This is a genomic window from Bdellovibrionota bacterium (genome assembly GCA_035292885.1).
Lineage (GTDB): Bacteria > Bdellovibrionota_G > JALEGL01 > JALEGL01 > DATDPG01 > DATDPG01.
Map to the genome: position 1 here is coordinate 1 of DATDPG010000088.1, position 13,818 is coordinate 13,818.

The window sequence follows — 13,818 nt, forward strand, 5'->3', positions numbered from 1 at the left end:
AAAAACTTTTGGTCGGCGATTACGTCGTCTTGATCGCCCCGGAAAAGAAGCCGGTGACGTTGGTACGGGTCGGTGTGCGCCCGGAACAGGTGACGAACGTTCGTTGGACCGGCGGATCGAAAAAATAATGCGCCCCTTTCGCGCTCCGTTTTCTCTCTACTGTCGAACTGAATCGATTGTTCTAGGCCTGACCGCTTTTTCTCTTTGCCGCTCGCCTCTCACCGGCGCTCTGGCGTATGAATTTTCCTTTCTTCTAGGAATCGCCGCGTCTTTGATCGCGACTTTCGGCGCCGCCCTGCGCCTTTCCGAGATTGAGCGAAGTCGCCCGCTCTCCCGGGCTGATCTCACCCGAGCCCTGGCGGCTTCGCAGATCCTTCTTCTGCTTCCGCTGGGCGTCGTTCTCGCCTACTCCTTCAAAATTGCGACCTGTCGATGGGATGTCGGGTTCGCATGGTTCGCCCTCCTCCCGATGATTTCCTCTTTTTTCGGCTCGGCATCCGCTTGCTGGGCGTTCACATCCCCTGGGTCACGCATGAGCCATACGTTCCGAGCCTTCATCCCCACGCTCCTGTTTTCCCTCCTGACGTTGCGAGATCTGGCCAGTGATCCTCCCCTCTTCTTCCTCCATCCCGCGTTCGGATATTTTGCAGGGCCCATCTACGATGAATGGATTCCGATCCCTTCTTCCGTCATCACGTTCCGATTTTGGACTTTGGCGCTTTCCCTCTGGCTCGCCTCCACCGCCTATTTATCGATCGCTCGGAAAAATCCGATCCGTCGAGCGGCTTGGCTGCTTCCCGGAATCCTGGTCTGTTCCGCATTTTTCTTACGAACCCAACTGGGATGGTTTTACGGAGCGAAGCAGGTCCGAAGCGAACTTTCGGCGACCGTTGAAAAAGGCTTCCTCCGGCTCCATTTTGATCCTGCCGCCCCCTCGATCGATTTCGATTCCCTCGCGAATACTCTCGATTTCCGGGCCCGCCAAGTCGCGGATCAACTGGGTTTGAGCGACGACCAACGAAAACCGATCGATATTTTCGTTTATCGGTCGGCCGAACAGAAACGCCGATTGACCGGCACGAGGTACACGGCGATCGGGAATCCGCTGCAGCGGGCGGTGCATTTGCTTCATCCGGATCCCCGAAGCACGACCCTTCCGCACGAGCTGACTCATGTCCTGGCAGCTCCGTTCGGCATCCCAGGACTCGGGCTTACATTTCGCGTGGGACTCCTGGAAGGGATCGCCACGGCGATGGAGAAGTACCGGGAAGATCTTTCCATTCACGAATGGGCCCGGGCCTTGCAGATTCTTAGGCTGCTTCCCTCGGTCGAGGAGGTCCTGAGCCCCCTAAGCTTTTTCCGGCAGGCTCCTTCTCGCGCTTACCTGGCGTCGGGATCGTTCTGCCGGTGGTTGATCGATCAAAGGGGAATTTACCGATTTCAACAGCTCTATCGCGGGCGAAGTTTCGAACGCGTTTATGGTCGGTCCTCGTCCTCGCTGGTGAAGGCGTGGGAAAATTTCTTGGCGACGATCCCGGTCACTTCAGAAACAGTCAGCCGAATCGAGGATCGACTCCGGCAGCGCTCCATTTTCGAGCGTCGATGTCCCCACGACGTAGCCGATGCCGACGAAAAGGGATGGCGTTGCATTCGAACTTCGGACTGGACGGGGGCCTCAGAGGCATTCGAACGTGCATGGCAATACGCGGGGAAGAGTTCGGACCGCGCGATTTCGCTCGCGAGGACGGAAGCGAGGCAAGGGAGATGGAACCGAGTTGAAAGTTTAGCGAAGAGCGTCGTCGCAGATTCCCGAAGCTCTCCTTCCGATCTTGCGTGGGGACAGATTTACGTGGGAGATGCCGCCGTGGTTCGGGACGAACAGACCGCCGCGGCCGATTCCTATGCACGGGTCCAGGCCTCTGCCGTGGACCCGGACATCGGATTGGCCGTGCAGGCCCGGCTCCATTTACTCCAGGAAGGGGAGACCGACTCGCTTCTCCGGCTTATTCAACGGGGCCCCGACGAGAAATGGGTTGAATCGATGATCGAAGCCCGGGCCACTCCGCCGCATCCATCCGCTCCTCTCCTCCTTTACGCCGCGCGCGCCGCCGCTAAGCGCGGAAATCTTTCCGTCGCTCGACGTATCCTTTCTCAAGTGCCCTCGGATCCAGGGGCCGACTTGGAAAGAATCCAGCGTGCGTTGGAGGCCGAGATCTTCGAAAAACAAAGGGATGATGCGCACGCCATCGAAGCCTATGAACGACTTGGAAGCCGAGCTAGCGCTCAAGGGGAGATCCTTCGCGCAGAGGATCAGATCGCTCGCCTCCGCTGGCTCGCTTCGGCGAAACCGGGGGAATAGCTTCATTAACGCGAATGCTTTTCACTTGCCATGGGTGCCGCCTTGTGTCAAATGGACTGCCGGTGCCGCGATGGGCTTGCGAATCAGACTGGCGTGCCTAGTTCTTATCGGACTCATCCTCCCTTTTCGTGCATTTTCGTCGGATCAGGATCTGGAAACGGGGAAAAAGCTCCACGACGCGGGAGATTACGACGGTGCCATCCGAATTTACCGACAGGTTTTGAAAGATGAACCGAAAAATGAAATAGCGCGCTACGAGCTTGGTTTCTCTCTTTATTCTAAAGGGGAATATCGGAAATCGATCCGCGTATTGGAAAAACTCTTAGAGGACAATCCTGAGTTCAATCCCCTCCCCTATAGCACATTGGGGTCGGCTTACGACGGCCTGACGAAGTTAGGAGATGGAGAAAAGGTCCTGCGCGAAGGCCTTGATCACTTTTCCGATTCTTCCTTGCTGCACTATAACCTGGGAATTAACTTGAGCCTCCAGAATCGGACGGATGAAGCGACCCGGGAGTTCATTGCGGATCTGCGCCTCAAGCCCGACCATTCGTCGGCATGGCTCGCCCTGGCGGAATTTCAGTTCACTCAGCATGAAAGACACCGAGCTTTTCTCCTGTTCGCTCGCTTTCTTGCCCTGGAGTCGGATACCAAGCGCGCCAAGTCAGCTGCTTCGCGGCTCTGGGCGCTCCTCTTCTTGGGTGTCTCCCGCCGGCCGGAACTGAATAAGGAAGGAAAAGCGCAGATCGACGTTACTGTCCCGCCCCCAAATCCCGATGGAACAGACCCCCAGGGGGCGCGAGATCTCGGCATGTCAATGGTCGCAGCAACTCGGTTCACGGAAGAAGAAAAAGGGCTCAGCGACGCCGAGTTCTTTACGACGAAGTTCCCGTCCGTTTTGGATATCCTCGTTGAACAAGCTGAATCAAAGGACCCGGATGGCTTTTGGCAAACGCTTGTCCTGAACTTCTTTTCGGACGCGAAGGATGCCGACGTGATTAACACCATGGCGTATCTTTCTCGAAAACCGCTTGGTGAATCCGGCGTCACTCAGTGGCTCGAGAGCCATGCGGCCGAAGTGGAAAAATACCGTCAGTGGGCTTCCAGCTGGAAGCCGCCGGCGAACTAGCCCGGATCCGACAATAAATCTCGGTAAAAATCGATGCGGCTCGCTTCAGCGGAGCTTCGGAAACAGTCTCATTTTCGCCTGATACTTCTTGAGATCTCTGGATTTTTCTCTTGACGTCACCAGCGTGACGTCGGGCGTGTCCACGACGACCAGGTCATCGACGCCGCAGACTACGATCGGTTTCGAATCGGATCGAACGAGATTGCCGCCGCCGTCGACCACTTCGGCGTCTCCCAGCACGACATTGCTTCGATCCGTCTTCGCAAGCGCTTCGTGGACCGCCGCCCAGGTTCCCAGATCGGACCAGTCGAATTTGGCCGGCACCACTTCAACGGCCCGACTTTTTTCCATGAGGGCGTAATCGATGGAAAGGTTGGGGAGTTTTTCGTACGTAGGGCCTAGGTCCTGAAGCCCGAGTCGCTGACTCCAGTCGATCTGGCGAAGCGGGCGATAAATGTTGGGAGCATAGCGGGCCATTTCCTTTCCGAAAAAATCGCTCCGCCAGGCGAACATCCCGCTGTTCCAAAAATGGCGGAGTGAACGCGCGAACTTCCGCGCCTTCGCCAAGGGAGGTTTCTCAATAAATCGCTGGACGCGAAAGGCACCTTTCTTCGCGCGGTCGCGGGTGATCTCGACGTACCCGAAGTCGGTGCGCGGTTCGCGGATCGAGAGGCCGAAGGTCACCAGCGACTCTCCGTCCGCCGCTCGTTTCACACCCCGTCTCATCGTTTCGGCGAATCGTTTTTCCTCCGGAATCCATTGATCGGCCGTGAGAACCAGAATCGTCGTCGCCTGGCCGCGCTTCGTTTCGATTTCCAGCGTGGCCGCACAACAGGCCGGCCCGGAATTGCGTCCCATCGGCTCGGCCAAAATCCTCTCCGGATCGAAGCCGGATAGAGCTTGCCGCGTCGCGGCCACTTGCGAAGCAATGGTCACGATCCAAACGTGCTCGGATTCTACAAGCATCCTGGCCCGGGAGACGGCCTGCTCTATAAGCGTCTGCTGATGGGGTAACCGAAGGAGTTGCTTCGGCCGTTCGGCGCGGCTGAGCGGCCAGAGCCTCGTTCCGCCGCCGCCCGCCAGAATGAGGACGTCCATATTCGCGCTCATCGGAAAGGCGATCTTGGCAAATCGGGAGCGAGAGCGCTATCTTTCCAGTTACCACCCATTTGAGTTAATATATTTGAAGAGGCGATTTTCCGGGGCGGTGGTTCCGGAGAGTCGCGTTGAAACAAGGCTTTAGCGAGCTGGGCTCCTGCCGGTTCGATAAGGTCGAAAGGAGACAAAGATGTCCTTACGCGATGAGGCCGTACGCGCCTCTATTTCCCGACTTCCGCGCAAGATCGTTCGTCCGACGGACCCCCTCGGCAAGACATTGCCCGTCAGCGGCTACTTCGGAAGCCTGACGTTCGGACTCGATCAGATTAAGGAGAAAATCTCCAAAGATTCGTTCGATGCCTTAATGGCCATGGTGCATCGGGGCGCTCGACTTCCCAAAAATGTCTCCGATGAGATCGCCACCGTCATCCGGGACTGGGCGATGAGCTATGGGGTCACCCATTTCTGTCATTGGTTTCAGCCGATGACCGGTCTGACGGCCGAAAAACACGATGCCTTTATCACGACGCGAGTCACGGAAACTGGACAGACGCAAGTGTTAGAACGCTTCTCGGGTTCGGCGCTCATTCAATCCGAACCGGACGCCAGTTCCTTTCCCAGCGGCGGGATGCGCTCCACGTTTGAGGCCCGCGGTTACACCGCGTGGGACCCGAGCAGCCCGATCTTCATCATGGAATCGACCAACGGTAAAACCATGTGCGTCCCCTCGGCTTTCTTGAGCTGGCACGGTCACGCACTGGACACCAAGACTCCCCTGCTTCGCTCCACCGAAGCGCTTTCACGTGAAGCGGTTCGTTTTCTAAAGTTGCTGGGGGACGTGGACATTACGGCGGTTAACGCCACACTTGGCGCCGAACAGGAATACTTTCTCATCGACCGCGCCCTTTTTGCGGCGCGACCTGACCTGCTCATGACGGGACGCACGCTCGTCGGTCGCGCCTCCACGCGTGGACAGCAGTTTGAAGATCATTATTTTGGACCGATCACGTCACGCGTTCTCTCCTTCATGCAAGAGCTCGAACAGGAGATGTACAAATTGGGAGTTCCGTTGAAGACCCGTCACAACGAAGTGGCGCCGGCACAGTACGAAGTGGCGCCCATTTTCGAGGATGCGAACTTAAGCTGCGATCACAACTCCCTCTGCATGGACATGATGTGTCGGATCGCGCGGCGGCACGATCTCGTCTGTCTCCTGCACGAGAAACCGTTCGCCGGAATCAACGGCAGCGGAAAGCACAATAACTGGAGCTTGGCCACGCAAAAGGGGGACAACCTTCTCGATCCAGGCAAAACCCCGCATCAAAACCTTCGTTTCCTAGCCGTGCTGGCAGCGGTTTTGAAGGCGGTGCACGAACACGCCGATATGCTGCGAGCGGCGATTGCCTCGCCCGGCAACGATCATCGACTCGGGGCCAATGAGGCGCCGCCTGCGATCATCAGCGCATTTCTGGGTCAGAGCTTGAGCGAAATCTTGGATCACATTGAAACCGGGCAAATGCCGAAAGCCTCCACCGATGAGGCGATATTAAGTCTCGGCGTTTCGAAGCTTCCCGTCGTTGCCCGCGACAACACGGACCGGAACCGGACCTCGCCGTTCGCTTTCACCGGAAACAAGTTCGAGTTCCGGGCGGTAGGAGCTTCGGCGAACATTGCGATAGCCATTACCGTTCTCAATGCGGCGACGGCCGATTCTTTCGCTCAGCTTACGGAAAGATTGGAAAAGAAACTGGCGCAAGCGATGGGGCGCGACGAAGCGATCTTGGGGTTGGTCCGGGAAGTGATCGCAGAAACCAAGAAGATCCGCTTCGAAGGAAATAACTATTCGGACGAGTGGAAAACGGAAGCCAAGGAACGCGGCCTTCCCAACCTGACATCGGCACCGGAAGCGCTCAAGGTGCTGGAGAACGCCAAAGCGTGGGAATTCCTGACACGTTTTAAAGTTCTCTCCGCCGAAGAGATCAAGGCTTGGCACGTCATCATGCTGGAGCGATACATCAAGCAGATCGAAATGGAGGCGGCCACGATGCTTGAGCTGGTCGACACGCACGTCCTTCCGGCGATGGAAGAAGAGGTCACGCGCGTCGCCCACATGGTCACCGAACTCAAGTCGACCGGCCACAAGACCGGCAATCGACGCCTCGACCAGGCGACGACGATGTACGACCATTTGATGGACGCGTGCGCCGCGCTGGACAAGGAATTAGCCGCAGCCCAGGGGATTCATGATGAAGCCAAGAAAGCGTCGGCCTTGAGCAAGAAAGTCTTTCCGGCGATGGAAAAACTCCGGGAATTTTCGGACCAGGCCGAGGGCTTCGTCGCCGACGAACTCTGGCGGCTGCCGAAGTATCGGGAGATGCTGTTTCTGAAGTAAGAAAGGCGAACTCGGGACACTAACCCGTCGTTCGACCGGGTTTCGGCTTCATGAGCAGATCCAGGAAAAAGAGTGCCGCCCCTACGGTGATGCACGAGTCGGCCACGTTGAAGGCCGGCCAATGGTGGGTTTTGAAATAAAAATCCAAGAAGTCGACCACATACCCCTGACGAATGCGGTCGATGAGATTCCCGATCGCTCCGCTTAAGATCAATATGAGAGCCCACCGAGGAATACGTTCCTCCGGTTTCAGGCGAACGAGAAGATAGACCACCAGGCCGATCGCCAAGATTGACGTGACAACGAAGAAGCTCATCGACCATTTGGCTCCGAGACCGAACGCCGCGCCGGTATTGTGAACCAGCGTCAAGTTGAAAACTCCGGGAAGGATTGATTTCGACTGCCCGCGGCCAAAGTGCGTCGCCATCCAATGTTTGGATCCCAAATCCAATGCCGCCAAAAGGGCCGTGGCCCCAGATATCTTGAGATACTTTGAGGCGATTGGGTTCATATCGCGTCGATCACCTCGGCACAGCGGCGGCAAAGTTTCAGATGTTTTTCCACCGCCCCGACGTCCGACGGATACGTCCAACACCGCTCGCACCGTTGGCCGACAATTTTTCGCACGCCTACTTTGAGTCCCGGAATTTCCGCCGATTCGAAGAGATCCATCTCTTTGGCTATGCTCTTGGTCAATCTGGCCCGCGAAACGATCCAGAGCATCGGGAGTTCCTTTTGATACTGCTCGATCAGCGTCCGAATCGGTTCGGGCGCCGCCACCTCGACCTCGGCTTCCAGCGACTGACCGATGACCTTTTGCTGCCGAAGCTTTTCCAAGGCCTTCGAGACTTCTCCCCGGACGAGAAACAGCTTTTCCCAGCGACCGGCAAATTCACGTTCTTCCGCCGGAGCGGCGGGAGGAAACTCCGCCAGATGCACCGATGAAGTCTTTCCGTTAAAGGCGGGGAGATGGTCCCAAATTTCCTCTGCCGTCATCGGGAGAATCGGCGCCAGAAGACGTGTCAGGTGATCCGCCACGTCAAACAGAACCGTCTGCGCGCTCCGCCGACGCGCCCCATCGGCCCGATCGCAATAGAGCGTGTCTTTTGAAATATCGAGATACCACGCACTCAGTTCCACGACGCAGAATTCGTTGAGGGACTGAACGACGACGTGAAACTCGTAATCCTCGTACGCCTTTCGGCATTTCTGAGCGACCTGCGCCAGGCGATCCGCCGCCCATCGGTCGATCTCACGTGACAGTTCAGAGCGCGGGACGCGGTGTCGATCCGGCTCAAAGTCGAACAAATTCCCCAAACAGAAGCGCGCCGTATTCCGAATCCGCCGGTACGACTCGACGGCCCGATCGAGAATCTCTTTGGAGAGCCGCACATCGTCCCGATAATCCTCCATCGCCACCCAGAGACGAAGCATCTCCGCGCCCCGCTCTTTGACCGACTCTTGCGCCGAGATGTAGTTGCCCACCGATTTGGACATCTTCCGGCCCTCTCCGTCCACGACAAATCCGTGAGTCACGACGGCTTTGAACGGGGCATGGCCCCGGGTCGCCATCCCCTCCAGAAGACTGGAATGGAACCACCCGCGATGTTGGTCGCTTCCTTCCAAATAAAGATCGCAGGGCCAACGAAGACCGGTACGTTGCTCGAGGACAGCGGCGTGACTCGCCCCCGAGTCAAACCAGACATCCAGGATGTCCTGGCCTTTTTCGAAATCTTTCGCGCCACACTTCGTGCATGCGGTTCCTGTAGGCAGCAGTTCCGCGCTCTCATATTGAAACCAAGCGTCGGACCCCTCTTTCGCGAACCTTTCGGCCACGTGCGAAACGGCCGAAGCGGAAAGCAGATTTTCGCCGCATGCTTTACAAACGAACGTGATGACCGGAACCCCCCACACTCTTTGGCGGGATAGACACCAATCCGGCCGCCCGGCCACCATGCCGTAAATGCGCTCGCGTCCCCATTTGGGAATCCACAGAATTCGGTCGATCTCCTCCAGGGCATTCTTGCGAAGATCCCGATGGGAAAGCGAGAGAAACCATTGCGCCGTAGCACGGAAGACCACCGGATTCTTGCAGCGCCAGCAGTGCGGATAGCTGTGCGTGACCTTGAGCTCTTTTTCGAACAGGCGGTCCAGCTTCTTGAGGTGCTCGATGATCTTGGGATTCGCTTCGAACACACGCTCGCCGGCGAAATGTTCCACGTCTTTCTCAAAGCGCCCGTCCGGGCCGACCGGAGAATAGATCTCCAGGCCATGCTCGAGGCCCAATTGATAATCCTCCTCGCCATGACCGGGCGCCGTGTGAACCAAACCGCTTCCGGTATCCAGCGTGACATGCTCCCCGGGAAAGAAGTGAATTTCGCGCTTCACGAAAGGATGTTGGGCCACGAGCGAGGCAAGACGCTCTCCTTTTCCGATATTCCCGACCTCTTTTAAAGAAATCTGTTGTGCTTCAGCAACCTGCTCAACCATCGCTTTTGCCATGATGAAACGTCCGGGCTTTCCTTTTCGTTCGACGACGACATAATCGGCCGTCTTTTGATAAGCGATCGCCATCGACGCCGGCAAGGTCCAAGGCGTCGTCGTCCAAATGAGGGCAAATCGTTCCTTCGGATCACTCTTGGGAAGACCCAGTTTTTCCCAACCGCTGGCGATGGGATACGCCACATAAACGCTGGGCGATTGATGGTCTTCGTATTCGATCTCCGCCTCCGCCAACGCCGTCTGACAGGATATGCACCAATGGATGGAGCGCCGACTCCGGTAGACAAAGCCTTTGTCCACAACCTTTGCGAACTCCCGGGCGATTTGGGCTTCGTAGCTGAAATCCATCGTTCGATACGGGTTTTCCCATTCCCCGAAAATTCCGAGGCGCTTGAACTCCTCGCGCTGGATGTCGATGAATCGCTCCGCATATTTGCGACACTCCCGGCGAAGCTCCAATTTCGAAAAACTCTTCGCCTTTCCGCCCAGCTGTTTGACGACCTGATGCTCGATCGGCAAGCCGTGGCAGTCCCAACCCGGCACGTAAGGGCTCAAAAACCCGGCCATCGACTTGGACTTCACGACCAGATCCTTGAGCGTCTTGTTCATCACGTGGCCCACATGAATGTTCCCGTTGGCGTACGGAGGGCCGTCGTGCAGAAGAAAGAGCGGTTTCGCGGAATTCTTCGCAAGAATTTGCCGGTAGAGGCCGGCTTTTTCCCAACGCTCCAAAAAGATCGGTTCGCGCTGCGTTAAATTCGCCTTCATCGGAAAATCGGTCTTGGGCAGCTGAATTGTTGATTTGTAGTCCATCGGCGTAGAAATAGGGTCCGATGTCTATTCGTCCGGCCTCTGAACTGTCAAGAAGATTGACTCTTTTCAAGCACTTCCAAAGTTTTTGGAATGCCGGCAGCGATCTTCTTTTTCCGCCCACTTGTACGGTTTGCTCGGCCCGCTCGCCTTTACGAAAGGGCGGCATCTGCGCACCGTGTGACGAGCAATTCTATTCACCGATGGAATTGACGGTTCCCGGCGCTGAAGTTGAACGCGCCCGAGCGATTGCCGCCGGCTTTTACGAAGGCCCCCTTCGCGACCTGGTTCTGAGAGTCAAATTCCACGCGGATCCTCGCCCGCTCCCCCTTCTGAAGGATTTTCTGCGGCGAGCTTCGGATCAACTTGTCCGGACGTTGCCCACGACCATCATTGCCGTTCCTGCCGATCGGCGACGGCTCCGAAAAAGGGGGGTCGATTTGCCCGCTTTGTTGGCCAAGGATCTGGCGTTACATCTTCGAGTTCCTTTCGAACGAAATATCGTGCGCAAAGTCCGGGCGACATCGGCTCAAACCTCTCTGGATCAAAAGGAGCGCCGCGGAAATCTGGAGGGCGCGTTTGAAGTGGTGGCGGATCCGGCCGAGCAAAACATTCTTGTGGTCGACGATGTCTTCACCACGGGGGCTACGGCCGGCGTGGTCACGGAACTTCTTCTCTGCTCAGGCGCCCACGCCGTTATATGGGCGACTCTCGCTCGCACTCCCCTCAGCTTAAAGGTTATTGAAGAGCCGTAAGGTGTGACGCCACAAACTCCCGAAGTTGCCTGAGCGTCACTTGAGAAAGCTTGCCGCTGAATTGAACTCCGTACCCGCGCAACGGCCCCGAAAACCGGCCGTCGATTCGTACGACCGCTCCGGAAACCATGCAGAGGACTTTTTTCGCCCGCGGACCTAATTGCATCGGCAGGTAAAATAGGATCTCCGTGCCCATGGTCAGGGGTTCTTGCGTGATCAAGAAGACGCCCTGTTCGCTGACATCTCTTACGAACCCCGTTTGATTGCTACGGTGATTCGGTTTGAAAACCGCCGCCTGCCCGTAGTCCACCCTTCGAGCTTTGCGTTCATATGCAAACTCTTGCTTCCGAACATTTGTGGCAGAATTAGCCATGGACAAATATAATAGCAACTTTTGTACCCGATTCAAGATACAATATAACTATATGATATTATGTTGTTTATAAAAACAAAACTGGGCATTTGTGTGCAAAAAGTGAGCATGCGTAACTTTTATTCATTACCTTTCTGCGCACTCGCTTGGGGCCTCTTATCGATCGGCGGGATTCTTAAGGCCGCGACCGACCAACGCCTTTTTCAGCGCCTTTAGAACCTGGGGCCGATCGGCGAGATAGATCCCTTTCATTGGCGGGGCGATTGGGTAATACCGTCCGTTCCCCGGCAAAAGATCGGGACGATCGACCGGAGAAAGTCGCCAGTCCCCAACTCGATAAGCGTACAGGTCTGCGGCTCGAGCTCCTTCTCGGCGCGCTATATCGATGATGGACAAGATTTCATCGACCGTTGGATGAGATTGTCTAGGACTGTCTAGCGAGGTACCCACCCAGAATGTGAATATGGGAAACGGTTGCTCGCCAAAAAGAGTCTTCAGTTTTCGAACGATTCTTCGTGTCTGATCCTGATATTCCCGGAGATCCTGTTCCCCCGACCACGAAAACGCGGCGTAAACAGAGATGGCATCGAAGAACCTGGCCAAATCCCGAATGTCGAGGCCCCGCTGATCCAACATGTTCGCCAATGCCGATGCTCCTAATTGCGCTCGAACTTTCGCAGCGGCCGCACCGGTGACTCCCTCGGTTTCTAAAATAAGCTCATCGTCTTCGAGAACGAGGAGATGCGCGGGATTCGGGTCTTCCCGTCGAATGGCGGCACGGGTCGCCTGAGCCCAATCCCGAAGCCAGGCCTTTCGGGCTTCAATCCAGTCCCACCACTTCTTCGGATTCGAGGGTTCCGCCGGCGGCGCCACTTCGTTCCAATCCGATGCCGGTTTCTCCCGCCAAGCCTTCGCCAGCGCCGGCAAATCCCCGTATTTTTTCATGAGCCATACTCGAAAGCGGATCCGATCCAGCTCGGAATAACTTGAGAACCTACCCTCGCGTAAACCGGCGATTTTCGGCCGGCCCATTTGAAACGTTTCATCAAAATAATAGCCGAGGAAGTTGCGATGACCTTTGGCCGCCTCCGCCAGGGTTTCAAGATAGGGCACCCAGATACGATCCACCCATGTGCGTTCAAAAAGGTTCGGCGTAATCCGAACAACGCCCAGTTCATCCACGGTCTCCATTCCGGCTGGAACCGGAAGTTGAGACGCCGATGGTCCCCAAATATTGAGATAAACGCCGAGGCCCGCCTCGTCGGCTTCGTCCAAGAACGTGCGCATGTCGTGAGCACGGCGAACAAAGGCCGTCGTGTCATAACCGAATGCCGCCACAACATATGAAATCCCGCCCGCTTTCATTTCCTGAAGGTCGCTCTTCCACTGCGTAGGGGGAACGGAATTCAGCCAATACCAAGCCCCCACGGGATACGAGACGTGAACGCTGGGCGAAGCCTTGGATTGCCCGTGCCAAAATATCCCGGAGCAGAACGCTATGAAAAACAGGCCGCTATGTTTTCGCCAGGAACGCATTTGCCGGTTTCATTTCCGGAATCGGTTTCAGAATCATGTACCCGACCCATGTCATCAGCAACAAAACCAGAATCGCCGCCGCCTGTCCTGTCAACGGAGAAAGGCCGAACATCCGATGGGAAACAAACGTGACCAAAGCCCAGATTCCCGGCCCGGTGACGGCGGAGAAACGGCCGACCATGCCGTAGAGCCCGTAAAACTCGCCGATTCGGGCCGGTGGTGAAAGAAGAAGCATGAGCGGCCGGTCTGCGGACCAGATTCCACCCAAAACGAATCCGGCGGAAGCGCCCAGAAGATAAACGCTCCATAAAGGGAGCCTCAAGAAGCCGATCAGCGCGGCAAAAAGAAAGACCGCCAGCCAAATCTTTAGCACCAAATTAAGCGTGGCTTTGGGGCCGATCCGGTCGGCCAGAATCCCCCAGAACCATCCACCCGCGACGGCAAACGTGATTCCGAGCATCATCACCCACTGAGCCGTCCGCTCCCCCTCGGCTGAGCTCATTCCTCCGCTGACCGCCGCGTTCACCGTATAAAGCGCCATCACCGCAATCACCGTGTTGATCGCGTCGGTATAGAACACGCGGCCGATCAGAAAGCGCAAAAGTCCCGGATATTCTTGAGTCGATCGAACGGTTCTGACGGTTTCTCGAATCGAGTTCCGAATCATCTGCAAATCGATCGGTTTCGGAAAAAGGTTCCCCCGCTCTTGGACGAAGAAAAAGCAGGGCAAAGCAAAAAAAAGAAAAAGTGCGGCGATCCAGACGAATAGAAGCGGCTTGTCCGAAGTTCCCAAAATCAGCCCCAGCGCCACCGCCAAGAATGAACCGAAATATCCCATGGCCACGCCGATCCCACCCACCCTCC

General features: G+C 56.5%; 10 protein-coding genes. 4 read left to right on the top strand and 6 right to left on the bottom strand.

Features of this window, described 5'->3' with window-relative positions; genetic code table 11:
* The first annotated feature begins 127 nt into the window (after window positions 1–127).
* Both VI895_07200 and VI895_07205 read left to right on the top strand, forming a co-directional pair.
* Window positions 128–2,359: a hypothetical protein gene (locus VI895_07200; GenBank protein ID HLG19590.1), complete on the top strand. Its 2,232-nt coding sequence runs from the start codon at window positions 128–130 to the stop codon at window positions 2,357–2,359.
* A gap of 70 nt (window positions 2,360–2,429) precedes the next feature.
* Window positions 2,430–3,488: a tetratricopeptide repeat protein gene (locus tag VI895_07205; protein ID HLG19591.1), complete on the top strand. Its 1,059-nt coding sequence runs from the start codon at window positions 2,430–2,432 to the stop codon at window positions 3,486–3,488.
* A 45-nt stretch (window positions 3,489–3,533) separates the two neighbouring features.
* Here VI895_07205 and VI895_07210 read toward each other — a convergent pair whose 3' ends face one another.
* The gene (locus VI895_07210) at window positions 3,534–4,586 is read right to left on the bottom strand and encodes a sugar phosphate nucleotidyltransferase (GenBank protein ID HLG19592.1); all 1,053 of its coding nucleotides are present in this window, start codon (window positions 4,584–4,586) and stop codon (window positions 3,534–3,536) included.
* A gap of 190 nt (window positions 4,587–4,776) precedes the next feature.
* Between VI895_07210 and VI895_07215 the strand changes: the two genes are divergently transcribed.
* Window positions 4,777–6,978: a glutamine synthetase III gene (locus VI895_07215; GenBank protein ID HLG19593.1), complete on the top strand. Its 2,202-nt coding sequence runs from the start codon at window positions 4,777–4,779 to the stop codon at window positions 6,976–6,978.
* A 19-nt stretch (window positions 6,979–6,997) separates the two neighbouring features.
* On the opposite strand, the gene lspA is transcribed toward VI895_07215, so the two are convergent.
* Window positions 6,998–7,489 carry a signal peptidase II gene (gene lspA, locus VI895_07220; protein HLG19594.1) on the bottom strand — a complete coding sequence of 164 codons (492 nt, stop codon included), beginning with the start codon at window positions 7,487–7,489 and terminating at the stop codon, window positions 6,998–7,000.
* Window positions 7,486–10,293, bottom strand: coding sequence for an isoleucine--tRNA ligase (gene ileS, locus VI895_07225; protein HLG19595.1), 2,808 nt, complete (start codon window positions 10,291–10,293; stop codon window positions 7,486–7,488). The genes lspA and ileS overlap by 4 nt, the downstream gene beginning before the upstream one ends.
* Window positions 10,294–10,493: 200 nt before the next feature.
* Between ileS and VI895_07230 the strand changes: the two genes are divergently transcribed.
* Window positions 10,494–11,045, top strand: a complete 552-nt coding sequence (locus tag VI895_07230; protein HLG19596.1) for a phosphoribosyltransferase family protein — start codon at window positions 10,494–10,496, stop codon at window positions 11,043–11,045.
* On the opposite strand, the gene VI895_07235 is transcribed toward VI895_07230, so the two are convergent.
* From VI895_07235 to VI895_07245, 3 genes are all read right to left on the bottom strand, one after another.
* A complete protein-coding gene (locus VI895_07235) occupies window positions 11,029–11,418 on the bottom strand; it encodes a PilZ domain-containing protein (GenBank protein ID HLG19597.1) in 390 nt (129 codons plus the stop codon). The genes VI895_07230 and VI895_07235 overlap by 17 nt on opposite strands.
* Before the next feature lie 156 nt (window positions 11,419–11,574).
* On the bottom strand, window positions 11,575–12,846 hold the full coding sequence (locus tag VI895_07240; protein HLG19598.1) for a beta-galactosidase: 1,272 nt from the start codon (window positions 12,844–12,846) through the stop codon (window positions 11,575–11,577).
* An 85-nt stretch (window positions 12,847–12,931) separates the two neighbouring features.
* Window positions 12,932–13,818: MFS transporter (locus VI895_07245; protein HLG19599.1), on the bottom strand; the 887-nt coding region annotated here is incomplete at its 5' end.

What these genes read in the sequence shown, in the direction of transcription:
- VI895_07200 (HLG19590.1), top strand. Translation starts at nt 128, where the DNA reads ATGCGCCCCTTTCGCGCTCCGTTTTCTCTCTACTGTCGAACTGAATCG.
- VI895_07210 (HLG19592.1), bottom strand. Translation starts at nt 4,586, where the DNA reads ATGGACGTCCTCATTCTGGCGGGCGGCGGCGGAACGAGGCTCTGGCCG.
- lspA (HLG19594.1), bottom strand. Translation starts at nt 7,489, where the DNA reads ATGAACCCAATCGCCTCAAAGTATCTCAAGATATCTGGGGCCACGGCC.
- VI895_07205 (HLG19591.1), top strand. Translation starts at nt 2,430, where the DNA reads ATGGGCTTGCGAATCAGACTGGCGTGCCTAGTTCTTATCGGACTCATC.
- ileS (HLG19595.1), bottom strand. Translation starts at nt 10,293, where the DNA reads ATGGACTACAAATCAACAATTCAGCTGCCCAAGACCGATTTTCCGATG.
- VI895_07215 (HLG19593.1), top strand. Translation starts at nt 4,777, where the DNA reads ATGTCCTTACGCGATGAGGCCGTACGCGCCTCTATTTCCCGACTTCCG.
- VI895_07235 (HLG19597.1), bottom strand. Translation starts at nt 11,418, where the DNA reads ATGGCTAATTCTGCCACAAATGTTCGGAAGCAAGAGTTTGCATATGAA.
- VI895_07230 (HLG19596.1), top strand. Translation starts at nt 10,494, where the DNA reads ATGGAATTGACGGTTCCCGGCGCTGAAGTTGAACGCGCCCGAGCGATT.